This is a genomic window from Olegusella massiliensis (assembly GCF_900078545.1).
Classification (GTDB): Bacteria; Actinomycetota; Coriobacteriia; order Coriobacteriales; family Atopobiaceae; genus Olegusella; species Olegusella massiliensis.
The window spans coordinates 812,436-835,697 of record NZ_FLLS01000002.1; the positions used below are offsets into that span (position 1 = coordinate 812,436).

Genomic DNA, 23,262 nt, shown 5'->3' on the forward strand with positions numbered 1-23,262 from the left:
TCGTTATTGTAGTGCTTGGGTTGCCTTCTCATCTGTTGAGCTTGCCATCTTGCCGTCAACGGAAGTGTCTTTTTGTGGAGCTTTCACGCGCAACATCGAGACACGGCGCCCGCGCGTAGATTGCACGCGGAAGACATAGCCTTCCAGCTCGAGTGTCTCGCCAGGATGAGGCAGGCGATCGAATTGCTCGATAACAAAACCTGCAACGGTCTCGTACTCCTCTGAGTCTTCAATAGGCCATCCCAAATCAGCGGCATCCTCAATGGAAAAACGACCATCTACCAGCCATTCATTTTCACTCAACTGCGTTAGATATTTGTTGTCGGGATCAAACTCATCTTCAATCTCACCAACAACTTCTTCCACTATGTCCTCAATAGTAATCACGCCCGCCGTGCCACCATATTCATCCACAACGATGACCATTTGATCGTGACTAGACTGCATTTCAGAAAGAAGCGGGATGATGTCTTTCGTATCGGGCACAAAATTAGCCGAACGAATAAAACCTGAGATGGATTCGTCTTCAGCAGACTCATCAATAATGGGCTCAATAATATCTTTGATGTGCGCAATGCCAACGATACGATCAACTGTGTCGTGATACACGGGAATGCGAGAATAGCCTGTACGGCGCATAACCTTAAGCACTTCGCGCAGGCTCGTAGTATCCTCAAGCGCTGTCATATCTACCCGCGGTACCATAACCTCACGAGCAATGGTGTCACCTAGATCGATTACCTCATGAATCATCGACTTTTCTTCTTCGGTGAGCTCATCGGAGTCGGTGACCATATAGCGAATCTCAGCTTCAGAAACATCAAGACGATCGTCAGCAGATTTGATGCCAAAAGCAGTTGCAAGCCCATTGGCAGAAGCCGAGGTAAACCATACGAGCGGTTTTACCAGCTTGGAAAACCCATTAAGAAAGCCAACCACACTTTTAGAAACCTCTACGGCATTTGCCATTGCCATGCGCTTGGGAACCAACTCACCAACAACAATGGAGAGATAAGAAACCACCAAGGTGATAAGAACGGGTGACAAAACCCTCGCGGTGGATGCCACAAGTCCACGATCTACCAACCAGGCTGCAAAGGGCGTCGACAGATTGGTTGCCGCAAAAGCAGAGCTTGCAAAACCCACCAGTGTAATTGCCACCTGAATAGCAGCCAAAAAATCGCCCGGATCTTCAATGGTTTTAGAAACCTCAGCCGCGCGTGTATCGCCCTCTTCTGCCTCATGGTCAAGCACGGCTTTTTTAGCAGTCGACAAGGCCATCTCTGACATCGAGAAAAACCCATTGACAAGCGTCAAAAGAATGGTGACAAAAATACTAAGCGCAATATCCATATAGGGGGCCTCTAGTTCAAGGGGACGATGTGGTCGGGGTCCTTAAAAATGTGGTTAGCAGGAACAAAGCCGCGCACGCGCGAGAGCGGATAAATACGCGAATGTGCACCAATAACCGTACCAGGATTGAGGACACTATTACATCCCACCTCAACCCAATCACCCAGCATGGCACCAAATTTGCGTAGGCCGGTTGCGATTTGCTCGTCATCCGCCTTGACTACCACGTTGCTGCGATCACTCTTAAGGTTGGAGGTAATGGCGCCTGCACCCATATGAGCATGCCAACCCAAGATGGAATCGCCCACATAGTTGTAATGAGGAACTTCTGCATTATCAAAAATGATGACGTTTTTAAGTTCGGAGGAATTGCCTGCTACAGAACCTTTACCCACAATGGCACTGGTTCTCACAAAAGCGCAGTGGCGCACTTGTGCCTCATGATCGATAATGGTCGGTCCCCCCAGAAAAGCGGAATCGAACACCTTGGCATCACGAGCAACCCATACGTGCTCTGTAATCTGCTCGTATTCACTGCTTGGCAATTTAGAGCCCAACTCAAGAATAAAGTCCTTGATACCTGCAAGAGCCTCCCAAGGACACTTAAACTTTGCCAGATAATCTCCCGCAATACTATGAGACAAATCAAATAGGTCCGAAATGCGAGCTTGCATTTTGGGTTCCTTCCCTTTTCCTTACCACTTACAAAGATCTACAGTGCTCAAAGCTTAAATAACGACTAATCCTCAGGCTTGATAACTTCAAGTCCACCCATATAGGGGCGCAGTGCCTCGGGAATCGTAATGGAGCCATCAGGGTTTTGGTAATTTTCCATAATGGCTGCCATCGTACGACCAACAGCAAGGCCGGAGCCGTTAAGGGTATGAACAAAACGCGTGCCCTTAAATTCCGCCGGATCCTTATAGCGAATGCCAGCGCGGCGAGCTTGGAAATCCCAGCAGTTAGAGCAGCTGGAAATCTCTTTATAGTTGTTGTAGCTCGGTAACCACACTTCAATGTCATAGCATTTACGAGCAGAAAATCCGATATCTCCCGTGCAGAGGGTTACTACGTGATAGGGCAAGCCTAGCAGCTGTAATATTTGCTCTGCTTCCTCGACCATAGATTCCAGCTGGTTCATAGAATCTTCGGGTCGAGCAAATTTGACCATCTCTACCTTGTCAAACTCATGCACACGAATGATGCCACGAGTGTCACGACCAGCAGAGCCCGCTTCTTCACGGAAGCAAGGAGTAAAGGCGGTGTACCACAGGGGTAATTTAGAACCATCCAAGATTTCACCACGGTGAATGTTGGTAAGCATGACCTCGGCCGTAGGAATCAGATACATTCCGCCTGAAACATGAAAAAGATCCTCATCAAATTTGGGTAGCTGACCGGTGCCAAAAAGCGAATCATAGTTGGTCAGAACAGGTGGCCACCACTCTTTAAAGCCTGCCTTTGCATGAGTTTCTAGCATGAAGTTGATTAACGCACGCTCCATGCGGGCGCCCATGCCACCCAGCAAATAAAAGCGCGAGCCAGCAATCTTGACGCCGCGATCAAAATCGATCATACCCAGCTCGGGACCTAAATCCCAGTGAGCTTTGGGGGTGAAGTCAAATTGCCTGGGCTCTCCCCATTTGCGGACCTCAGGATTGTCGGAGTCATCTTTACCATAGGGAACACTGGGGTCTGGAATATTGGGAATAGCAGCAACCAAGTCAAAGAGCTGCTTTTCCACGTCCCCACGATCTTCGTCAAGTTGTGCGATACGATCCTTGTTTGCAGCAACAGCTGCTTTCGCAGCTTCGGCCTCTTCGCGCTTTCCTTCACGCATAAGAAGGCCAATTTCTTTGGAACGAGCGTTGCGTTCGGCCTGTAAGCCTTCAACCTCAGAAATCAGCGAGCGGCGCTGCTCATCCAATTCAAAAAACTTTTCGCGGTCCCAGTGAGCATTCTGTCTATCTGCGCAAGACTTATCTACCGCGTCAGGATTTTCACGAACAAATTTGATGTCGAGCATCGCGTCCCTCTCGTCCTTCTTTTTCTTGCAAACTCAAAAACTGCAAGCTTATATCTCTCGTGCCACGTTACTGCCAACAATCTAGCGATAAAGCCGCACTATGCTGTCGTGGCATATTCTTTCCAAGTATATACTTGTAGGCGTCCAGTACGTCTATGGGCATATATGCTAACAACGACAACATGCGATTTATACGAGTAGATAACAGATTTTGAGCTGTGTTGACATAGGAGGTTATTCCATGGATGCCGTTTCTCAGTTTTTTACTTGGCTCTTTAACGACAAGGCTGGGGTAATCTGTCTGCTTTTGGGTGGCGTGGTGCTTTTCTTCATCATTGCGTGGTTCCTTGAATCTAAAACGCGCAAGCAGTACTTCAACCATGCAAAAAGCAAGGATGACTGGAATCTTTTTGACGGCGATGATGACTCCGAGAGCGGTTGGTCTGCTTTTGACGAGGATAATAAATAAACCTTCTAAATGCGTATATTCATTAATCTCGCAGCTAACAAGCAGGCCGTCTCATCTGAAACGATGTGTGACATTTGACACGCACTGTGCTGCGGAAGCAAGTCGATGCTACGCTGTCCATCAGTTCATTACATAGCAAAAGACCCCTCGAAAAAGGGGTCTTGATTATTCATGGTGCGGGCGAAAGGACTTGAACCTTCATGAGATTGCTCTCATACGGACCTGAACCGTACGCGTCTGCCAATTCCGCCACGCCCGCGTGCGTAGGGATAATACTACGAATACCAGCAGATGGCAAGAAACTATTTAGCGAAACTCCGGTCCTACAAGGGCGGTAATCTCACCTAACACGCTTTCAAAGCTCACACCACGTAGCTCAAAGTCTGGCTGATGGCGAGTCATACGCATGGCATCAACAACAAATTGACCCGCAAACTCAACTGCTGCACGTAAGGACTTATTACACATAATCGCAGCTAACAAGCTTGATGCATAAAGATCTCCCGTGCCATGAATCATAAAGGGCAGCAGCTCGCTCTCGAGCTCTTCGCCCTCAAAATCACGGCCACAAACAAAGTTGTAAATCTTTTTATCGCCACGCACAGCACCCTTTATAACCACATTTTTTGCACCCATCTCAAGCAGAGCGTCTGCCAGGCGGGAAGTGTAGCCAAGAGAAACATCCTGACCCTCATAGTCAATACCCGTTAATATAGACGCTTCCGTCAGGTTGGGAACAAGCAAATCAGCTCCATCAACCAAACTACGAGTGGCCTCGCACATTTCATCGGTATAGGTGGGATATTTCTCTCCTCCATCACCCATCACAGGATCGACAATACGCAAAGCACGAGGATATTCGCTATAAATACGCTGGATGGCGCTCACCTGCTCGGCAGAGCCCAAAAAACCCGAATACACTGCATCTAAATCAACGCCATGAATTTTCCAAGCATCAAGATAACCTTTAAGCATTGGGGTGGTGTCATACCTATAAAACTGAGAAAAACCCGTATGAGCTGAAAAAAGCGAGGTAGGCACTGAACATACATCACAGCCAGCCGCAGATAAAACAGGGATAGCTACCCCAAGTGAACATTTTCCATAACCACACAGGTCGTGGACGGCAGCTATGCGCGGAACGTAGTTTCCAGAACGCTGATACAAAATCAAATCATTTGCGTGTGCCATAAGATGCTTCCTTTCACGTGGACTGATGGACCTACGCTGCAGGACAGAATAACCCAATAGTAGAACCTGTCGCTAGTTTTGATGAGAAAATTTTTACTAACGATCAACGTCAGGGTTTTCGGCAGTAGCCGTATTCTGCTCATCGGTAGAATTGGCCGCACCATCTCCCTGTCCAAGGTGGGCAAAAGGTGTATAGCTCGAGGTAATCTTTTTACGCAGTGCTTCTTGAGTTTTGGAATCCATACCCTCAATCGTGCAGTTATAACGCACGCCGTTTGAGGTGTTTTCTTTGGTCCAGATAAACGTCATAAAAGGATGCGTCTCACCGGTTGGTTTGATAAAGTTAAAAAATTGCGAGGTGAGCAAGTTCCCCTTGTCATCCATATACACATTCACATGATAAATAACGGTATTAATATTGGGGTTCAACAACGCGTTAACCGAAAGTGCTGTAGCTTGAATCTGAGAACTAGAAAAGCAGGTCAAAACATTTTTTGATGTGGTGTCATGCACAGACACTTCAACGCGATGGGTATGCTGATCGGCTTCTTGAACGGTAAAGTCCTCAGGAAACTGCGTAAAGCCATTACCCCACTCAACGCCACCACGAAGTGCAGAGGCAACGGTTACCACGCTGACATCTTGAGAAAGATTGGCGGTATTGACACGCCTTATCACACCACAACTCACCTGCGCCAAAATAACTACCGCAAGCAACGTCATCACAAAACCGATGGCGGTTCTGCGAATACGCAGTTCAACATCAGAACCAGAAGGATCGGCATCTGATAGTGGGTCAATATCTACCCCATGACCTTTTTCGTGACGACGCTTGCGCTCACGAGCAGCACGCTCACGATTGCTATGGCCTGTTTCATCTACCGTTGAAAAAAGCTGCTCTGCCTCTTCATGGCCGAGGGTGCCTTTGGCCGGACGACGCCCCAAAATCGTACGTTGCCTTTGTGCCATAACACCCCCCCACTTCTTTGCCAAGCAAAACTTAGCAGCAATTTACGGAAATAACGACAGTTCAGCTTACTTAGCTTAGACGATGAGCTACCGCATCACAAACAAGGGTAGCAACTACCGTCTTTGCATCCTCAATGCGCCCATCCAGCACGGCATCAATAAGTTCTTGCAAAGGTACAAGATCAACGTTAATAAACTCATCAGCATCGGGGCTTGAGCCACACAGATGCAAACCTGTTGCCATATAGAGATGTATAAGCTCGTCAGCAAAACCACAGGATGTGGCAATAGTCGTCAAAAAGGCAATGTTATCCGCTTCATAGCCGGTCTCTTCCAAAAGCTCACGACGAGCACAATCCAGCGGATCCTCACCAGCATCCAACTTGCCAGCAGGCACCTCAACGGTCACACGATTAAGAGCGACACGATACTGTCTCACGAGGCAAATCCTACCATCATCCGTAAGGGCAACAACAGCAACCGCGCCGGGATGACGCACAACATCGCGAATAGCGTGACGCCCATCGGCAAGAGATACTTCCATGCGGTTGACATCAAAAATGCGCCCATGCCAAGCAACATCCTCTGAAAGAATGTGCTCCTCAAGAGCAGCATCACGTTGATCACTACCACCTAACACTAACTCACGCGCTTCGGGCAAACCAGAGCTATGAGCAGCTCCGCTACGATCGCCGTCATAGGTATATGCCTCGGCTGACTCTAACAAATCAGCAGCTCCATTGGTATTTGTCGTGGTAGCGTTTTTACTATCGTTGTGCTCGCTTGATGAACCCATGTTTAGTCCTTTGTTACGACAAACTTTCGAGAGCATGATGGCCAATATCACTACGGCACTGCTTACCCTCAAAGTGGATAAGATTGGCCGCTTGATAGGCAAGCTTACGTGCAGCGGCTAAGGTTGGTGCCACCGCCGTCACATTGAGCACGCGACCACCAGAAGTATAGGTACGTCCATCCGCACCAAGGCAAGTGCCTGCTTGATATACTGTCACGCCTTCAAGCTGTTCTGCTTCTTCAATGCCTTCTATGAGTTTGCCTTTTTCATAGGATCCAGGATAGCCCGCGCTGGCAAGCACAACGGTCATTGCCCAGTCGTCATTCCAGGAGACCATTGATGCGTCAAGTGTACCTTTGTCGCAGGCGAGAAAAACATCAACCACATCTGCCTGCATGCGCGGCAACACCACTTGAGTCTCGGGGTCGCCAAAACGAGCATTAAACTCCAATACTTTGGGACCTTCGGCGGTAAGCATAAAGCCACCATAGAGACAGCCTGAATAGCAGATCCCATCGCGACGTAGCTGATTGATGACCTTTTGTTCCATTTCGCACATTTGAGCAAGTTGCTCTGCAGTCACGCTTGGCACAGGAGAATAGGCACCCATACCACCTGTATTAGGTCCGAGATCGCCATCGTAGGCGCGCTTGTGATCTTGACTCGTGGCGAGCGGTACCAAGGTTGTACCATCGGTGAGAGCAAGCAAAGAGCATTCGGGGCCTTCGAGCATCTCTTCAACAACAACCGTTGTTCCCGCATCGCCAAACGCCCCATCAAAGCATTCTGCAACACCAGCAAGTGCTTCTTTGGTGCTTTGGGCAACAATAACCCCTTTACCTGCGGCAAGACCATCGGCTTTTACCACGACAGGACCTGCCACCTCACGCACATACGTCTCGCACTCAACACGATTCGTAAAGCTGCGGTACGCCGCAGTTGGCACACCAGCACGTGTCATAACATCTTTAGCAAAGCGCTTGGAGCCTTCCATTTGAGCTGCTTTTTTGCTGGGACCAAAACAAGCAATACCTACAGCTCGCACTGCATCAGCTACACCTGCTACTAACGGTGCTTCAGGTCCAATCACCACCAGACCAATCTCATGCTCCCGAGCAAAACGAGCCACATCCTCGGGACTATCTTGACTGCAATCAGCTAGCTCCGCTTCGACAAGCATGCCCCCGTTTCCTGGTGTCACCCATAATTTGCCCGCACGAGGAGACTCTGCAAGCTTGCGTAGCAAGGCGTGCTCACGACCGCCTGAACCCAACAGTAAAATGTCGATCGTTTTGGCTGCGCTCTCCATATTTTATCCTTTCAAAGGCAAATTCTGGCTTAACTACCTATCGGTCACTATCGCCCAAAAGATCGCTTACTTCCTCGGGCGTAATAAGCGACTGTGGAGCAAATGCAACACCTGCTGCAGAGGCACCCACCATAACCACAGAAGTGGGACGTATGGGTAAAATACCAGCGCTCACATGCTCAAACTCATTGGTATTGAGAGGACGCTGCAACTTGGATAGCGTAGTTGAATCTACTGACTTTGCCTCAAGAAGTGTCAGTGGACCCACCTGCTGAGAGTACGTACTCATCTCGCGGGCAAGAATGCCCGCAAGCAAATCAACGCTTTCACTGCGGCGTTCAACTCTGACAGTACCACCAGGATTAATGGAGGTATAAAGCCAGCCTCCTGACACACGCATGCCCAATGTCTTGAGAGAACGGCGAAGACCGCGAATATCACCTAATATACAAGCGCGATCGAGGTCAATGCCTGGGGGTAAGAGTGTCAAAAGACGTGTTTTGCTTGCCATCTCATCGGCACGTTTAATCGCTTCTTCTGCACTTAACCCTGCATTGCGATCGGCCACGAGGCGCAGTACCACCAAAGCCAACTGTACAGATACTGCTTTAGTATCAAGAACAGTGACTTTGGTATCTACATACTGAGTTGCTGCTTCGATAGCGGAATCATAGGATCCCACCAGCGCCGCTGAGGGCGCTGGTACCACAATCTCTTTAACGCCACGATCGACAAGCTCATCAAAAGTTGCCTCAAAACTATCGCGACCAGGAGCTGTAACGCGTGCGCGAGCACGTGCGGCCAATACGTCTAACGCATCGTCCATCGTCATATTGCGATCAAGCAACTCATCGCCAGACAACGATAGACGCTGCGATACGAGTTCTACTCCCAGTCTCCGACAAAGCTCTGGTGACAGGTCGCAAGAGCTGTCACAAACAATTGCAAAATCAGGCACACTACCCTACTTCCAGTAGCGGTCAATTGACTGATCGCGATCGGGACCGACTGTGATAATCGAAACGCGGACACCAGCAAGCTGCTCGAGAAAATCGATATAGTCCTTTGCTTCCCGGGGCAACTGATAGAAATTACGGACACCAGAAATATCACACTTCCAGCCAGGAAGTTCTTCGTAAACCGGAGTAGCGTGATAAAACACTGATTGGTGTTCGGGGACGGTGGTATAGCGGACACCGTCACACTCATAGGCAACGCACACCTTAATGCTGTCAAGGCAACCCAATACATCAAGCTTGGTAATAGCAAGATCAGTCAGACCGTTGATACGTGCAGCATAGTTCACAACCACTGCATCATACCAGCCACAACGACGTTTGCGACCTGTGGTTACCCCGTATTCATGACCAACTTCGCCCAGTAAATCGCCCGTCTCACCAAAGAGCTCTGTGGGGAAAGGACCAGAACCCACACGGGTAAGGTATGCTTTGGCCACACCGAGAACGCGGTTGATGTTAGTGGGGCCGACGCCAGAACCTGTTACCGCTCCGCCAGCTGTGCAGTTAGAAGAAGTAACAAAGGGATAGGTGCCGTGATCAATATCGAGCATGGTTGCCTGAGCGCCCTCAAAAAGAACGTTCTTACCGGCTTCAAGCTGTTCATTGAGATAAAGCGATGACTCAACGATATAAGGACGAATACGCGATGCCATCGGCAGGTAGGTCTCACAAATTTGGTCTACCGTATAGGTAGGCAGGTCATAGACTTTGGAGAGAATGGGGTTTGTGTAGGCAAGCGCTGCATCAAGCTTTTCGCGGAAAATCTTTTCGTCAAGCATATCTTGGATACGCAAGCCTGTACGGTTCATTTTATCCATGTAGCAAGGACCAACACCACGCTTGGTAGTACCAATGAGGTTCTTGCCTAACTTTTTTTCATGGGCGCCATCAAGATCTTTGTGATAGGGCATAACAATGTGTGCATTACCCGAAATCTTAAGGTCATCACAGCTAATTTCAGATTCAGCCAGCATATCAATCTCAGAGAGCAAAATCTCAGGATCGACAATGCAGCCATTACCAACAATTGGAGTTGTTCCTGGATACATAACGCCTGAGGGCACCTGATGTAAAGCAAGTTTTTTACCATCGGCAATTACTGTATGGCCAGCGTTTGCACCACCGGCATAGCGACAAACTACGTCAAAGTCACCTGCAATAAGATCGGTAACCTTGCCCTTACCCTCATCGCCCCACTGGGTTCCTACGAGCACTGATGCGGGCATATGCCCTCCCTCTTGTTAATGCCGCTGTTTATAGTGCGACGGCTTTCGGACCAACCTCTTTAGTATAAAGCAGGACAGGCCCAACCCCCTTGGAGTGCGCCTGTCTCACAGCAGCTGCAGATACGTGTGTAATACGACTCTTGTTAGTTTCCGCCACCTGCTGGGCGATACACCTCGACAAAGCGTGTTGAATTGGCGAGGAAGGTAAGGTCGACGGTAGTTAAAGGACCAGAACGGTTTTTCGCAATAATAAACTGTGTGACACCCCAGTCCGGACGGTCACTTCGCTCTGCTTCTTCTTGGGAAGTAGAGCGGTCAAGCAAAATAACCACGTCGGCATCCTGCTCGATAGCACCAGATTCACGTAAATCGGAAAGTTGCGGTCGTTTGCCTGTACGTCCTTCGACAGTACGGTTGAGCTGTGACAAAGCGATGACAGGAATGTGTAAGTCCTTTGCCATAACCTTGAGACCTCGGCTCATTTCGGAAACCTCAGTAGCACGACTATCCGCACGCATGCGTCCAGGTGGAGGTGAGACCAGCTGTAAGTAGTCGAGGATTACTATGCCTTTTTCTTTGTCATGCAAAAGGCGGCGCGCTTTGGCGCGAATCTCGGTGACCGTTGTACCTGCCGTATCGTCAATTTGTACATCAAGTTTTGAAAGCTGAGCGGTTGCTTCCAGCAGGGTTGGCCACTGGTTGTCTTGGATTCGCGCACCACGGATATCTGAAAGCGGAATGCCTGCCGTTGCCGAAAGCAAACGTTGAGCAATCTCTATTTTGCTCATCTCGAGTGAGAAAAAAACCACTGATGCACCATTTTTTGCTGCGTTTATGCAGAGATTAAGAGCAAATGACGTCTTACCAACGCCAGGGCGAGCACCAACAACAATCATCTGACCGGCACGCATGCCCTGTAATGCCCCGTCGATATCACGGAAGCCCGTCTTGACACCAATAGCTTCTTCATCAGCCGCAGCCATTTCACCAAGCTGTTCATAAAGCTCGCCCATTATTTGAGAAAGCGTTGCTGAGTTGTCGCGCACATCCTGACCAGTTACATCAAAGATTTGCTTCTCTGCATAATCAACAACATCACGCGAATCTTCAGGCGCATCAAATGCCATTGCCTGAATACGCGCTGAGGCAGAGATAAGACGTCGCAAAGTCGCATCGCGCTTGAGCATCTCAACATGATGTTGCCAACTAGCCAGTGCAAGAGAGTTTGATCCTAATTCCACCAAGTAAGAAGGACCGCCAATTTTTTCGAGTTCACCAGCGCTTTTTAGGTGGTCAGCTAAAGAGATTGGGTCTACTGGCTCACTATGGTCGAACATCTCGGCCATAGAAACAAAGATCTGCTTGTTAGCATGCAGATAAAAATCATCGGGTTCTAGACTAATCAGGCATTCCTGCAATACATTCTCAGAGAGAATCATTGCTGAGAGGACAGAACGTTCTGCAGCGACATCTTGCGGCATCGAAACATCGCCTGGAAGCGCAGTAAGTGAAAAATCACGTTCACTCTTAAGACGGCGTCCCCAAGACTGTGTTTTTTCCTTCTCGGGCACGGTGTTCTCCTCTCAAGTCCCACGTCCGATAAACGCAAGCGCAGTTGTAAATAAATTTACAGCTCAATTGCCTCAATGCCTGAGCAAAGCATAGTACCTCATGCACGTAAGCTTTGCAGAGTCAAAAGTTCGCAAATATTGTTATCGATATGCTGATGTAGAAACTAATTATCCTCAACCTGCAGTTTTGCAAGTTTTCTACGTTTTCAACAATTTTTGGACGTTTCGACGAACGGTGTTTTCAACATGTACAGAACTCATATGGATATGCTCTGAGCACAAATTCAATCCAGCAATTTTGCATATCTCACTCATTTAATTTCCTGTTTTCGCAGGTAGATTCAATTAAATATTCATTTAAATAAAAAATCCCTCCATTCCGCAGAGGGTTGGAGGGATGTATACGAACGTTCGTTGCATGTTGCATCTATATTAATTCTGAGTACTACCTGCAACTTTTGTTGAAACCTGCAGGTATTCCACTACGAACAAATAGACGCACATGATGAACTGGTAAAACTACTCAGCGGCCTCGAGCTCCGCTTCGGTTTCTGCCTCAGTCTCATCAGCTGCCTCTTCAACAGGCTCTTCAGCTGCTGTCTCAGCTTCGGGACCAACCTGAACGATAACCTTGGCATTAATCTCACGATAGAAATTAACCTCGATCTCGTGAGCACCGGCAGTCTTGATAGTGCCGCCGCGACTAATGCGCTTGCGATCGACCTCAACTGCCAGCTGGCTCTTGAGAGCCTCGACAATCTGAGCCGAGGTGACCGAACCAAAGAGCTGACCGTCCTCGCCAATGCGAGCATCAATGACAATCTTCTTGCCATTGAGTTGCTCTTTCAGCGCGTTAGCGTCAGCAACACGCTTCTCCTCGCGCTTCTCAATATTGTGCCTACGCTCTTCAAGCTGCTTAATGTTGCCAGGGGTTGCGGGCTGGGCAATCTTGTTGGGGAACAGGTAGTTCTCCGCATAGCCCTGGGCGACCTCAACGATGTCGCCTTCTCCGCCCTTGCCCCTGAGCTCACCCATAAGGATGACTTTCATGGGACGCTCCTTTTCGTTGAATGCTTCCGTCCGCTTAGCCGCGGTTGCGACCACCACGGTTGGAAACCACGGGCACAGCGTACGGGAGCAGAGCCATTACGCGGGCGCGCTTGATTGCCACCGCGATATCGTGCTGATGCTGCGTGCAAGCGCCAGTAACGCGACGGGGCTTAATCTTGCCACGATCAGTCGTAAATTTGCGGAGAAGCTGCGTGTCCTTATAGTCGATAAAATCGACATTTTCCTTGCAGAACTGGCAGTACTTGCGATGCATGGGGCGCTGCTCTTCGCGGCGCTGCCTCTGCCTCTGCTTTGCCATTAGATACCTCTTTTCAATTCCTAGAACGGTATATCCTCGTCATAAACGTCGCTGGGAGGCGGCGCCTGGACGGGAGTCGTTTGGGGTGTAGCTGCGGGGGCGGCATAACTCGCTTGGTTATACGTCGGCTGAGGAGCCGAGTACTGCGGCGCTGGCTGAGATTGAGCTTGGGGCTGCTGCTGTTGGTAGCCACCCTGCTGCTGAGTATTCTGGCGAGAGGAAAGGAATTCCAACTCGTCTACGATAACCTCCAGCTTGCTGCGACGCTGACCATTGGACTCCCAGGAGCTGTAGCTAAGCCTGCCTTCAATAGCAACCTTCATGCCCTTGTAGAGGTAGTGTGAAAGCGACTGGGCACGATTACCAAACATAACACAGTCGACAAAGTTGGCTTTATCTTCCCACTCGCCTTGTGCATTACGACGGCGGTCGTTGACAGCTACGCCAAAGGTCAAAACCTGCGTGCCACCATTAGTGCTACGCAGCTCAGGATCACGCGTTAAGTTGCCAGTAATAATTACCCTGTTAATGCTCATAGTTCCCACCTCTCTTGCGAGTCTCCTCGTCCTTCCATATGTGGTCGGTACTTAGTCCTTGTCGGGACGACGCACGACCATGTGACGCTTCACGTTGTCGTTAATACGCAGAACTCGATCGAGCTCGGTAATCTGCGTGGGGTCAGCATGGAAATTGATAAGGATGTAATCGCCCTCGGTGAGGCCGTCGATCTCATAGGCAAGCTTGCGCTTACCCCAGTCTTCGACGCTGTCGATCACGCCGCCATCAGTAGTAACAGCCACCTCGATACGCTTCGAGACGCCTGCGCGAATCTCCTCAGTTGCTGTGGGATCGACAAAATACAGTAGTTCATAAGCCTTCATCTCTTCACCTCCTCTGGACATATGGCCTTGGCAAATGAAGGTGCAGCCAAGGCAGGAAAGGCTAAGGAATGATAATATCACAGCTTTAGATGCTTTTATAGGACAATTATGACAAAACGCATCCCACACCTTCCCCACACGCAAAAAAATAAACCCATCAACTTGGATTTAGCTTGGAAGGTCTCTGCCCTATAGCTGCCTTATACTGCTGCTTTCTTTAAATTATGTCTGTTTATCCAGCTAGATCACTATGTTTTGCCGCGGTAAGTGTGGTTGACCCAATCCAGGGGAGATAAAATAATTTTTTAGCTTTTTCACACTCATAAAAGCTTCATAAGCTTTAGCATACAGAGGCACAATACCGTTACGTTATGGGCTTTTATGCCACTACTTTTTCTCTTCAAAAATCTTGTTACTCTCTTGCCAAGTGGGTACATCAAACTGACGCAACCAAAGTCCCGTCGCACACATTTGAATCATCTGAACGAACGAAAGGCCAAGACTGCTAATAAAAGCTGCAATCGCGCAAGGCAGAGCATTTGCGGCAACAAGCCGAAGAAGGTCAGCTGTAGCGTACATAACATAGGAGGCAGTAACATCCTGCAACACATCACTATACGCCAGCATGAGATAACTATCGCTTAGCTGACTTGCAATTAGGATAAAAATTGCCATCCATACAAGAGAAAGTATCAGGCCAACCACCAGTTGAAGCACAATGGAAAGACGAAAAAGACGCCAGGCGCTTTTATGGTCTGCTTTAATTAACGACCAAATCCTTTTGATTTGCCATCCTGCCTTAAAATCGTGATAGATGGTGGCATGTAAGGCTGCAACAGGAATCAAAAAAGGTGCGATAAAACTTAAAAGTAAGCTAAAGGTGCTGGTAACAGCTCCTTCTTTAAGCACTAAGGTAAAGAGCAGATTGAGCACATATACCGCAAGCCCTACCCATAAAGCCCCAATAAAGGCACGCCAGCCTGCAGAAATACACCCACCTATACGGACGTTCCGCTGTTTTGGCGCAGCATCTACTCCCCACGCAATCAAACGAGCCCATTCAACAGCATAGCCATTACAGCCTAAAGGCCCTGCAATAGGGACAAGATTTGCGGCTGCCATTACTAATAAAGGTTTAACCCATCCATGGTCATGGCGAAGTAATGCGAGTGACTTTTTATAGTAGTGTCCATCGTCTAACATTTTCTTCTCCTTGACTCAAAATAAAAAAGTCGGTCGCAGCTGCGGCCGACCTGACTCATCTGGCGGAGAGGGTGAGATTCGAACTCACGTACCCCAAAGGGTAAACGGTTTTCGAGACCGCCGCATTCGGCCACTCTGCCACCTCTCCAGATATAGACGTGGCACCCTCAGGTGCCACGAAGAATACTCTGGCGGAGAGTCAGGGATTTGAACCCTGGAGACGCTTTAGGCGCCTACACGATTTCCAATCGTGCTCCTTCGGCCACTCGGACAACTCTCCAGAAATTGTGCAACGGAAAGTATACAAGAAAGCGTTAGTTTACGCTATCTGTATTTTTTATTTTTGCAGATAGTTTGAGTAACGCACAACAAAGTCTTGAAAAACGTAGGCTTTCTTGTAGCTTTTCTCCATTTGTACTGCTACTTTATGAGCTTGATATCTCACAAGAAAAGCTTTGTTTTCCCTGGTATTTTTGTGACCAAGCCTGATAAAGTTTTTAGGCCAGATGTGAGGGGAGGTCGCAGTGCATAATTTTTTCTTTACACCTTATGGTGGCATGGACATCACAGGGCTACCTTTGCCAACATGGCTGGATCTCTCTGCGGTTATCGTGGGCGCTCTTGCAGGTGTTTTTGCTGCGCGCCAACGCAAGCTTGACCTCGTAGGCTATGTCGGTCTCGCTATGATTTGCGGTCTTGGCGGAGGATTAATCCGTGACACCATCCTCCAAAAGGGTAGCGTCTACATGATGGATTCCCCTTACGCTATCCCTATGGCAGTACTAACTGGATTGATTGGGTTTTTCTTCCCTGGGGCTACCAAGCGTTTTTCTCGCTTTTACGAATGGGTCGATATTGTGTCGGTATCCCTCTTTGCAGTTGCTGGCGCTGACAAGGCAATTATGTTTCACACAAGCGGCGCTGCCGTTATCTTGCTCAGTACTATCACGGCTGTAGGCGGCGGCATGCTACGAGATGTCTTTTTGGGGGAAGTGCCTCAAATTTTCCGCCGCTCTAACCTCTATGCAATCTGCTCGGTTGTAGGAGGAGCACTCTACTACAGCACGGTTTGTATGTTTGGGGTACGCAAACTCTGGGCATTGATTATTTGCGTCTTTGCCATGGTTGCCATGCGTCGTTGGTCTCTCAAATATAACGTTTTATCCCCTGACAGCATCGACCTCAGTCCTCGGGCAAGCAAAGCTATTCGTGTGGTCTATACCGCTGCTAGAAATGAAGGGCGTCGCCGCGGTGAAACCATTATCAAAAAACCCGGCAGCCATAGACAGTGAGCTGGGCTTGTAGTGTCTCAACCCTCCACAGCTGGTTCGAAAGCGCCTCTCCTCATGAATAAGTCAAACAAAATACGGTTTATTTCTTGACCATGCCATGACGAACAGCCCATTTACGACGATCCGTATCGTTGAGAATGCGTTTACGCATACGAATATGCTTGGGCGTCACCTCAACAAGTTCGTCATCCATGATGTACTCCAACGCTTCTTCCAAAGAGAAGGTTTTGGGAGGAGTGAGCTGTACGGAAATATCTGCTGTCGAAGAGCGTTGGTTACCAAGGTTTTTGGTGCGTGCAATATTGACTACCATATCGCCTGGACGGCTGCGCTCCCCCACCAACATGCCTTCATAGCACTCGGTACCCGGCTCAACGAAAAGACTGCCGCGTTCCTGCAAGGTACCCAAAGCATATGCCACAGCTTTTTCGGTCGACATTGAAATCATGGCACCGTTGTCGCGGCTGCCAATGTTACCAGCAAAGGGTCCATACTCGAGGAAGGTATGATAAAAGACCGCATCACCATGGGTGACATTCATAATTTTGTTTTTAAGACCCATAATGCCGCGCGTAGGAATAGTGAACTCTAAATGCGTCTGGGTATTACCAGCCTCCATACTGCTCATCGTGCCGCCGCTGTTGCCAAACACCTCAATAACCTTGCCAGAAAACTCACCGGGGCATTCAACAACCGCCTGCTCAATAGGCTCGAGGCGCTCACCATCAGCAGCCTTTTTAAACAAAACACGCGGACGACCCACCTGAAACTCAAAACCCTCACGACGCATTGACTCCATGAGCACCGAAAGGTGCAGGATACCGCGTCCCGCAACCTCAACACCGGTTTTATCGGGCAACTCCTCAATACGCATGGTGACATTGTTCTCAGCTTCTGTCATCAAGCGTTCTTTAAGCTGACGACCACCAACGATATCGCCATCGCGACCCACTAAAGGTGAGGTAGATGCTTCAAATACAATGGAAAGCGTAGGAGGATCAATTTCAATGGGATCAAGTTCAACAGGATTTTCGGGGTCGGTATACACATCACCAATATCAGTCGAATCAATACCCACTACAGCAGCGATATCGCCTGCGACAACTTCTTTACATTCTTTGCGGCCAAGGTAATCAAAGGTAAACAACTGCTTGATTTGAGCCATAGCTCGCGAGCCATCATTTTTGACGACAAGTATCTTGTCCCCGTTGTGAATGGTTCCAGCATACACACGACCAATGCCAATACGACCGACATACTCAGAGTGATCGATGGTGACGCATTGCATCGCAAGCGAGCCAGTAGGATCGACGTCGGGTGCAGGTAGAGAATCAACAATCATGTCTAACAACGGCAACATATCATCATTGCCATCATCAGGATCTAGACGAGCAAAGCCATTCACTGCCGAGCAATACACCACGTGCTCCATTGCAAACTCAAGCTGATCATCGCTTGCGCCCAAATCCATCATCAAATCGAGGCACGCATTTAAGGCGTTTTCAGGATTTGCTCCATCACGGTCGATCTTATTGATAACAACCATCACCGCAAGGCCTGCATCAATAGCATGGCGAAGTACGAAGCGTGTCTGCGGCATAGGGCCTTCTGCGGCATCAACAAGCAAGAGAGCTCCATCTGCCATCTTGAGTACACGCTCTACTTCACCGCCAAAGTCAGCGTGCCCTGGAGTATCAATGACATTGATTTTGACGTTTTTATAATCAATAGAAATATTTTTGGCCAATATAGTGATGCCACGTTCGCGCTCCTGATCATTGGAGTCAAGAATTCTCTCTTCTACCTGTTGGTTTTCACGAAATGCACCACTTGCCTTGAGTAGCTGATCGACCAAGGTGGTTTTGCCGTGGTCAACGTGGGCAATAATTGCAATATTACGGATGGATTCTTGAAGCATACGTATCCCATCTATCAAGACGGCCGCAAAACGGCACATAACGTTGGAATGTCGGGCAGGCGCCCAAATAAAAGCTAGAGCAGGGGCTCAACTTCACCAGCAGCAGCAGGCTCGGTCCACTGAAATTTATCGCCTGTTCCCCGCCCTTTTACGTAGCTATAAGCCGAATAACTTTTATAGCCTTTTTCACCAAATTCTAGAAGTAACGCATCCTGATAGCTGCCATCATCAGCTGCAATTGCGCCTTCATAGGCGATAGCATAACGGACGGGCATACCAAGGCCAGCTTCTTTGTCTCCCCTGTGGTGATTGATTTCTTTAACACGCGTATAAGCCTCATCAATCAAAGCTTCTGGGCCGTCGTCGCAAAGTTCATAGCTCGCAGTATTGCCTTGGTCATCTTCTATGACAAGCAGAACGCCCATTTGCGCACTTGTGGCAAGAAGGTCTAACGCATCTCCAAAAAGCTCAGACGAAAGCTGGTCTGTCTCAGCTGAGATGCCATCGCGGCGATTGTTATGGTTAAAACGAGTCATGCACATCTTTTCTTTGAATCTAAAGTTTCTTTGCGATGGTAGCGCACTTGAACAATGTGCGTATGGCTCTAGACAACATGCACTTCTTGACCACAAAAAATCGCCAGATGACTCTGGTAGCTAATCTTTTGACTGAGATTGGTTTTGAAGCACAGTAAGGTGCTGAACAGCTAGCGTGAAAGGAAGCGCGACTTCTACGGTAGATGATGGCTCGTCTATCACTCCAAGTAAGAAAGACAAAAAAGGCCAGAGCCGAAGCTCTGACCTGTTAGTTTTGGTGGAGACAATGGGGTTCGAACCCACGACCTCAGGCTTGCAAAGCCCGCGCTCTCCCAGCTGAGCTATGTCCCCGGCTAATAATCGCCCCAACGGCGACTCGGCTATCATTGGGGCGATTATTGACGAATGTGTGGTGGGCCCGACAAGGTTCGAACTTGTGACCTCCCGGTTATCAGCCGGACGCTCTGACCAACTGAGCTACGGGCCCAACGCAAGAATGTATCCTATTACAGCTACAGGCCTCTGTCAACAAGAATTCACATTTCGCCTGAGATTAATTTTGAATATGAACTATTTTTGAACTTCGTCACATGGGGTACCATAACCGGTCAATAGAAGGGAATTCGCGTGTTAATTCGTATGGACATAAAGGCAATTGTTGTCGGCGGTGGCCCCATCGCTTCGTTGGTAACTCTCACACCACGCAAACCCTCTGAGGGTCTTGCTACCGAGCTACCTATACGTATTGGGGTGGTTGAAGCTACCTCTATCTCTATGGGTATTGCAGCCCACGAAATACGCCCCAAGACTCATGATCTTATGCTTTCGGTACTTGATCGCCTAGAAGCAGAGCTGGTAGGGGTCGCTATTGTTGCTGTTCATGGGACTACTTTCTTTGCAAATCTCATGTTGCGTGACTATAACGGCCAAACTTTTGATGTGGACAGTCGTCCTTCTGATGCAATCGCTTTGGCTGTACGTGCTGGGGTGCCTATCTATGCGGATGATTCGGTGCTTGCTACCGCAACAATGCCTAACTTTGACGCCGTAGAAAAAGAAGAAAAATCTCGAGAGCTTGAAGAATTCCACGATTTTGTTGAAAGTCTCTCTGCTGACGATTTTAATGAATAAATACTTCTTTGCTTAGTAAAAAAGACGCAGAAAAAGGCGTTTTTATCCCTTTGTGGCTGAGCGTTTTAAATTGGATATCTTAAACGTCAATTTTTCAAAGAACCCGCCTGACGTCGCTCGTGCCCGAAAGGCGGGTTCTACCCTATATAGTACAAACAATATGCGCAATAAAAAAGGGTGCCAAATAGACACCCTTAATGTTTATTCTTCGTCGTCAAGAAGATCCTCGTTAAGCTGCTCTTCACCACCAACGTCAACTGGTTCTTCATCGTCAGCATCACGCGCACCAGCCGCTGCTAAATCGAGTGTTGCCTGTCCGACCACCCCTGCGCGAGCTGCCTTTTTCTTATGAGCAACCATGCGGGCTACCGCAGAAATACGATCGCCGTCAGCAAGGTTCATAACCTTAACGCCAGTGGTTGCACGACCCAGTCGAGAAACATCAGTTGCCTTGACGCGAATCATCACGCCGGCCTCTGTCACAATCATCAGTTCATGCTGAGGGCCTACTACGCGACAACCCACAAGGGCGCCCTTCTTTGCATTCATTGAGATGGTAAAGACGCCCTGACCACCACGGTTGTGGAGTGGGTACTCCTTAATCGGCGTGCGTTTACCATAACCCTTCTCGGTGATAACAAAGAGGTCTCCTTGGCCGTTGGAAATTTCCATGCCTAAGACCTTGGCTTCTCCACGCAGCGTAATACCCTTTACACCAGCGCTTGCACGACCAGTAGGACGCACAACCTCCTCATCAAAAACAATGGTCTTGCCCAAATCAGAGGTTAAAATGACCAACTCACCCTTACGAACACGACGGACGCTCACAAGTTCGTCGCCAGCCTTTAGGTTAATAGCAATCAGCCCATCACGTCGACTGTTATCGTAAGCACTCATGGCCGTCTTTTTGACCATGCCTGACTGCGTTGCAAACATCAGATACTCATCAGAGGGAAATGCGCGACAGACCATAACAGCTGACAGGCGTTCGTCCTCAGACAATGTCTTAATAACATTTGCCAAAGCAGAGCCGCGCGACTGACGCGAGCCAATCGGCAGTTCATGCACCTTAAAGCGATACACCTTACCTTTGTTGGTAAAGAACATCACATAATCATGGGTCGAGGCAACAAACAAATCCTCAACGAAGTCGCTTTCTTTGAGCGACAAACCCTGAATACCCTTACCGCCACGCTTTTGACTACGATAGGTTGCTACAGGCAAACGCTTGATATAGCTACCGTGAGTAACGGTCACAACCATATCTTCTTCGGCAATGAGGTCCTCAACATCAAGATCTTGAGCGCCAACCTGAGAAATCTGAGTACGACGCTTATCAGAGAAGCGATCGGAAATCTGACGGAGCTCGTCTTTGATAACGCTCAAAATCTTGTCATGGTGAGCAAGCAAATCTTCAAAGTAGGCAATACGGCTACGGAGCTCCTCAATCTGTGCCACAAGCTCCTCGCGTGCAAGACCGGTCAAACGGCGTAGACGCATTTGAAGAATTGCTTCTGCTTGGATTTCATCAATGCCAAAACGCTCGTGCATACGAGACTTTGCTTCAGTATCGTCATGAGAGCTGCGGATGATATGAACAATTTCATCGATATTATCGACCGCAATAAGCAGACCCTCACGAATATGCAAATCTTTGCGCGCTTTTGCAAGGTCATACTCAGTTCTGCGTGTCACCACATCAACTTGATGGTCAATATAGTGACCAATAATCTGACGCAGGGTCAGTGTGCGAGGTACACCATCTACCAGCGCGATATTGATGACATTGAAGTTTGACTGCAGCTGAGTGCGCTTGTAAAGGTTATTGAGAACAACCTGAGGCACAGCACCGTTTTTGAGATCAAGAACAATACGCATACCCTTGCGGTTGGATTCATCGCGCATATCAGAAATGCCCTCGATGCGCTTTTCGTTCACCTGCTGGGCAATACGCTCCTGAAGTGTGCCCTTATTTACCTGGTAGGGAATCTCAGTTACTACTAGGCGCTGGCGACCGTTTTTTCGTTGCTCAACATGAACCTTGGCGCGCACCGTAATTGTTCCTCGACCAGTTTCATACGCATCATGAATCCCGTCAGTGCCCATGATGGTGCCACCTGTGGGGAAGTCAGGACCTGGCAACACTGTCATAAGCTCTTCCGTGCTTACCTCAGGGTTGTCAATCATCGTGCAGACAGCATTGGTCACCTCTGCAAGATTATGAGGAGGAACGTTGGTTGCCATACCAACAGCAATACCTTGGCTACCGTTTACCAAGAGGTTAGGAAAACGAGCAGGTAAAACCGCAGGCTCTTGCAATGACTCGTCATAGTTTGGCTGAGAGTCAACTGTTTCTTTATCCATGTCGCGCAGCATTTCCATTGCGGCATACGTAAGGCGGCTCTCGGTATAACGCATTGCTGCGGGAGGATCACCATCGATAGAACCAAAGTTACCGTGACCATCTACCAACTGCAGACGCATAGAAAAGTCTTGAGCAAGACGCACCATTGCATCGTAAATGGACAAGTCTCCATGGGGGTGGTATTTGCCCATAACTTCGCCAACAGTCCAAGCGGACTTTTTGTGAGGACGGGAAGGCACAATATGTGCCTCGTTCATCGCATAAAGAATACGACGCTGAACGGGCTTTAAGCCATCTCTTACATCAGGAAGAGCACGAGCAACGATAACTGACATCGAATACTCAAGAAACGATGCTTTCATTTCGGTAGCCATATCAGCGGGTTTGAGTGTACCACCATGAATATCTACCAAAGAAAGACGTGTACCCGCCTCATCAGAGATGGTGGGATCAAGACCTGCTCCTCCACCAAGCGTTGGTGTCACCGGTGGATTGTCTTCGTCATAATCCTCTACGAGATCAACATCCTCATCGTTTTCTTCTGTCTCATCAATATTTTCATCCTCATAAGCATCATCGTTAGTCAAATCGACAAAGTCATCCTCAGGAGGAGTGTTGTGATCATCTGCCATAAAACC

21 protein-coding genes and 5 tRNA genes are annotated in these 23,262 nt (G+C 48.6%); 3 read left to right on the forward strand and 23 right to left on the reverse strand.

What is annotated here, in order from left to right; all coding sequences use genetic code 11:
* Positions 1-3: 3 nt before the first annotated feature.
* From BN4314_RS03880 to serS, 3 genes are all read right to left on the reverse strand, one after another.
* A complete protein-coding gene (locus BN4314_RS03880; protein WP_068539892.1) occupies positions 4-1,353 on the reverse strand; it encodes a hemolysin family protein in 1,350 nt (449 codons plus the stop codon).
* 11 nt (positions 1,354-1,364) lie between these two features.
* Positions 1,365-2,027, reverse strand: coding sequence for an LbetaH domain-containing protein (locus tag BN4314_RS03885; RefSeq protein WP_068539893.1), 663 nt, complete (start codon positions 2,025-2,027; stop codon positions 1,365-1,367).
* 65 nt (positions 2,028-2,092) lie between these two features.
* The gene (serS, locus tag BN4314_RS03890) at positions 2,093-3,379 is read right to left on the reverse strand and encodes a serine--tRNA ligase (protein WP_068539894.1); all 1,287 of its coding nucleotides are present in this window, start codon (positions 3,377-3,379) and stop codon (positions 2,093-2,095) included.
* Positions 3,380-3,620: 241 nt separating this feature from the next.
* Here serS and BN4314_RS03895 point away from each other — a divergent pair, with 241 nt between their 5' ends.
* Positions 3,621-3,848, forward strand: coding sequence for a DUF6724 family protein (locus BN4314_RS03895; RefSeq protein WP_068539895.1), 228 nt, complete (start codon positions 3,621-3,623; stop codon positions 3,846-3,848).
* A gap of 172 nt (positions 3,849-4,020) precedes the next feature.
* On the opposite strand, the gene BN4314_RS03900 is transcribed toward BN4314_RS03895, so the two are convergent.
* The 15 genes from BN4314_RS03900 to BN4314_RS03970 form a co-directional block, all read right to left on the reverse strand.
* Positions 4,021-4,107: transfer RNA gene (locus BN4314_RS03900), tRNA-Leu, on the reverse strand.
* A gap of 47 nt (positions 4,108-4,154) precedes the next feature.
* On the reverse strand, positions 4,155-5,039 hold the full coding sequence (locus tag BN4314_RS03905; protein WP_068539896.1) for a bifunctional hydroxymethylpyrimidine kinase/phosphomethylpyrimidine kinase: 885 nt from the start codon (positions 5,037-5,039) through the stop codon (positions 4,155-4,157).
* A gap of 96 nt (positions 5,040-5,135) precedes the next feature.
* Positions 5,136-6,008, reverse strand: a complete 873-nt coding sequence (locus BN4314_RS03910) for a hypothetical protein (protein WP_021734520.1) — start codon at positions 6,006-6,008, stop codon at positions 5,136-5,138.
* A 70-nt stretch (positions 6,009-6,078) separates the two neighbouring features.
* Positions 6,079-6,804, reverse strand: coding sequence for an NUDIX domain-containing protein (locus BN4314_RS03915; RefSeq protein WP_021734616.1), 726 nt, complete (start codon positions 6,802-6,804; stop codon positions 6,079-6,081).
* 13 nt (positions 6,805-6,817) lie between these two features.
* The gene (gene purD, locus BN4314_RS03920) at positions 6,818-8,113 is read right to left on the reverse strand and encodes a phosphoribosylamine--glycine ligase (RefSeq protein ID WP_068539897.1); all 1,296 of its coding nucleotides are present in this window, start codon (positions 8,111-8,113) and stop codon (positions 6,818-6,820) included.
* Between the two features lie 37 nt (positions 8,114-8,150).
* Positions 8,151-9,071 carry a DegV family protein gene (locus BN4314_RS03925; RefSeq protein WP_021734715.1) on the reverse strand — a complete coding sequence of 307 codons (921 nt, stop codon included), beginning with the start codon at positions 9,069-9,071 and terminating at the stop codon, positions 8,151-8,153.
* A gap of 6 nt (positions 9,072-9,077) precedes the next feature.
* A complete protein-coding gene (locus BN4314_RS03930; RefSeq protein ID WP_021734620.1) occupies positions 9,078-10,358 on the reverse strand; it encodes an adenylosuccinate synthase in 1,281 nt (426 codons plus the stop codon).
* 143 nt (positions 10,359-10,501) lie between these two features.
* Entirely contained in the window at positions 10,502-11,929 is a 1,428-nt protein-coding gene (gene dnaB / locus BN4314_RS03935; protein WP_021734540.1) for a replicative DNA helicase, read from the reverse strand.
* A 519-nt stretch (positions 11,930-12,448) separates the two neighbouring features.
* The gene (gene rplI, locus BN4314_RS03940; protein ID WP_068539898.1) at positions 12,449-12,979 is read right to left on the reverse strand and encodes a 50S ribosomal protein L9; all 531 of its coding nucleotides are present in this window, start codon (positions 12,977-12,979) and stop codon (positions 12,449-12,451) included.
* A 34-nt stretch (positions 12,980-13,013) separates the two neighbouring features.
* A complete protein-coding gene (gene rpsR / locus BN4314_RS03945; RefSeq protein ID WP_021625227.1) occupies positions 13,014-13,298 on the reverse strand; it encodes a 30S ribosomal protein S18 in 285 nt (94 codons plus the stop codon).
* 20 nt (positions 13,299-13,318) lie between these two features.
* The gene (locus BN4314_RS03950) at positions 13,319-13,834 is read right to left on the reverse strand and encodes a single-stranded DNA-binding protein (RefSeq protein WP_068539900.1); all 516 of its coding nucleotides are present in this window, start codon (positions 13,832-13,834) and stop codon (positions 13,319-13,321) included.
* 51 nt (positions 13,835-13,885) lie between these two features.
* Positions 13,886-14,179 carry a 30S ribosomal protein S6 gene (gene rpsF, locus BN4314_RS03955; RefSeq protein ID WP_068539901.1) on the reverse strand — a complete coding sequence of 98 codons (294 nt, stop codon included), beginning with the start codon at positions 14,177-14,179 and terminating at the stop codon, positions 13,886-13,888.
* A 387-nt stretch (positions 14,180-14,566) separates the two neighbouring features.
* A complete protein-coding gene (locus BN4314_RS03960) occupies positions 14,567-15,382 on the reverse strand; it encodes a DUF4013 domain-containing protein (RefSeq protein ID WP_068539902.1) in 816 nt (271 codons plus the stop codon).
* Between the two features lie 60 nt (positions 15,383-15,442).
* Positions 15,443-15,530: transfer RNA gene (locus BN4314_RS03965), tRNA-Ser, on the reverse strand.
* A gap of 41 nt (positions 15,531-15,571) precedes the next feature.
* Positions 15,572-15,662, reverse strand: a tRNA-Ser gene (locus tag BN4314_RS03970).
* Between the two features lie 244 nt (positions 15,663-15,906).
* Between BN4314_RS03970 and BN4314_RS03975 the strand changes: the two genes are divergently transcribed.
* Positions 15,907-16,674: a trimeric intracellular cation channel family protein gene (locus BN4314_RS03975; protein ID WP_021734529.1), complete on the forward strand. Its 768-nt coding sequence runs from the start codon at positions 15,907-15,909 to the stop codon at positions 16,672-16,674.
* Between the two features lie 79 nt (positions 16,675-16,753).
* Here the strand turns inward: BN4314_RS03975 and typA are convergent, their stop codons facing one another.
* The 4 genes from typA to BN4314_RS03995 all read right to left on the reverse strand — a co-directional run bounded on the left by typA (position 16,754) and on the right by BN4314_RS03995 (position 19,615).
* Entirely contained in the window at positions 16,754-18,592 is a 1,839-nt protein-coding gene (typA, locus tag BN4314_RS03980; protein ID WP_021734749.1) for a translational GTPase TypA, read from the reverse strand.
* A 74-nt stretch (positions 18,593-18,666) separates the two neighbouring features.
* Positions 18,667-19,128: a hypothetical protein gene (locus BN4314_RS03985; RefSeq protein ID WP_148424857.1), complete on the reverse strand. Its 462-nt coding sequence runs from the start codon at positions 19,126-19,128 to the stop codon at positions 18,667-18,669.
* Between the two features lie 275 nt (positions 19,129-19,403).
* Positions 19,404-19,479 (reverse strand) — tRNA-Ala (locus tag BN4314_RS03990).
* Positions 19,480-19,538: 59 nt separating this feature from the next.
* A tRNA-Ile gene (locus tag BN4314_RS03995) sits at positions 19,539-19,615 on the reverse strand.
* A 152-nt stretch (positions 19,616-19,767) separates the two neighbouring features.
* Between BN4314_RS03995 and BN4314_RS04000 the strand changes: the two genes are divergently transcribed.
* On the forward strand, positions 19,768-20,259 hold the full coding sequence (locus BN4314_RS04000; protein WP_035097719.1) for a bifunctional nuclease family protein: 492 nt from the start codon (positions 19,768-19,770) through the stop codon (positions 20,257-20,259).
* A 201-nt stretch (positions 20,260-20,460) separates the two neighbouring features.
* On the opposite strand, the gene gyrA is transcribed toward BN4314_RS04000, so the two are convergent.
* Complete coding sequence (gene gyrA, locus BN4314_RS04005; protein ID WP_068539904.1) at positions 20,461-23,256, reverse strand: DNA gyrase subunit A; 2,796 nt, start codon at positions 23,254-23,256, stop codon at positions 20,461-20,463.
* Positions 23,257-23,262: the final 6 nt, after the last annotated feature.

Excerpts from the sequence above, each read along its gene's own strand:
- BN4314_RS03880 (WP_068539892.1), bottom strand. The coding sequence starts at position 1,353 with ATGGATATTGCGCTTAGTATTTTTGTCACCATTCTTTTGACGCTTGTC.
- BN4314_RS03885 (WP_068539893.1), bottom strand. The coding sequence starts at position 2,027 with ATGCAAGCTCGCATTTCGGACCTATTTGATTTGTCTCATAGTATTGCG.
- serS (WP_068539894.1), bottom strand. The coding sequence starts at position 3,379 with ATGCTCGACATCAAATTTGTTCGTGAAAATCCTGACGCGGTAGATAAG.
- BN4314_RS03895 (WP_068539895.1), top strand. The coding sequence starts at position 3,621 with ATGGATGCCGTTTCTCAGTTTTTTACTTGGCTCTTTAACGACAAGGCT.
- BN4314_RS03905 (WP_068539896.1), bottom strand. The coding sequence starts at position 5,039 with ATGGCACACGCAAATGATTTGATTTTGTATCAGCGTTCTGGAAACTAC.
- BN4314_RS03910 (WP_021734520.1), bottom strand. The coding sequence starts at position 6,008 with ATGGCACAAAGGCAACGTACGATTTTGGGGCGTCGTCCGGCCAAAGGC.
- BN4314_RS03915 (WP_021734616.1), bottom strand. The coding sequence starts at position 6,804 with ATGGGTTCATCAAGCGAGCACAACGATAGTAAAAACGCTACCACGACA.
- purD (WP_068539897.1), bottom strand. The coding sequence starts at position 8,113 with ATGGAGAGCGCAGCCAAAACGATCGACATTTTACTGTTGGGTTCAGGC.
- BN4314_RS03930 (WP_021734620.1), bottom strand. The coding sequence starts at position 10,358 with ATGCCCGCATCAGTGCTCGTAGGAACCCAGTGGGGCGATGAGGGTAAG.
- rplI (WP_068539898.1), bottom strand. The coding sequence starts at position 12,979 with ATGAAAGTCATCCTTATGGGTGAGCTCAGGGGCAAGGGCGGAGAAGGC.
- rpsR (WP_021625227.1), bottom strand. The coding sequence starts at position 13,298 with ATGGCAAAGCAGAGGCAGAGGCAGCGCCGCGAAGAGCAGCGCCCCATG.
- BN4314_RS03950 (WP_068539900.1), bottom strand. The coding sequence starts at position 13,834 with ATGAGCATTAACAGGGTAATTATTACTGGCAACTTAACGCGTGATCCT.
- rpsF (WP_068539901.1), bottom strand. The coding sequence starts at position 14,179 with ATGAAGGCTTATGAACTACTGTATTTTGTCGATCCCACAGCAACTGAG.
- BN4314_RS03960 (WP_068539902.1), bottom strand. The coding sequence starts at position 15,382 with ATGTTAGACGATGGACACTACTATAAAAAGTCACTCGCATTACTTCGC.
- typA (WP_021734749.1), bottom strand. The coding sequence starts at position 18,592 with ATGCTTCAAGAATCCATCCGTAATATTGCAATTATTGCCCACGTTGAC.
- BN4314_RS03985 (WP_148424857.1), bottom strand. The coding sequence starts at position 19,128 with ATGACTCGTTTTAACCATAACAATCGCCGCGATGGCATCTCAGCTGAG.
- BN4314_RS04000 (WP_035097719.1), top strand. The coding sequence starts at position 19,768 with ATGGACATAAAGGCAATTGTTGTCGGCGGTGGCCCCATCGCTTCGTTG.
- gyrA (WP_068539904.1), bottom strand. The coding sequence starts at position 23,256 with ATGGCAGATGATCACAACACTCCTCCTGAGGATGACTTTGTCGATTTG.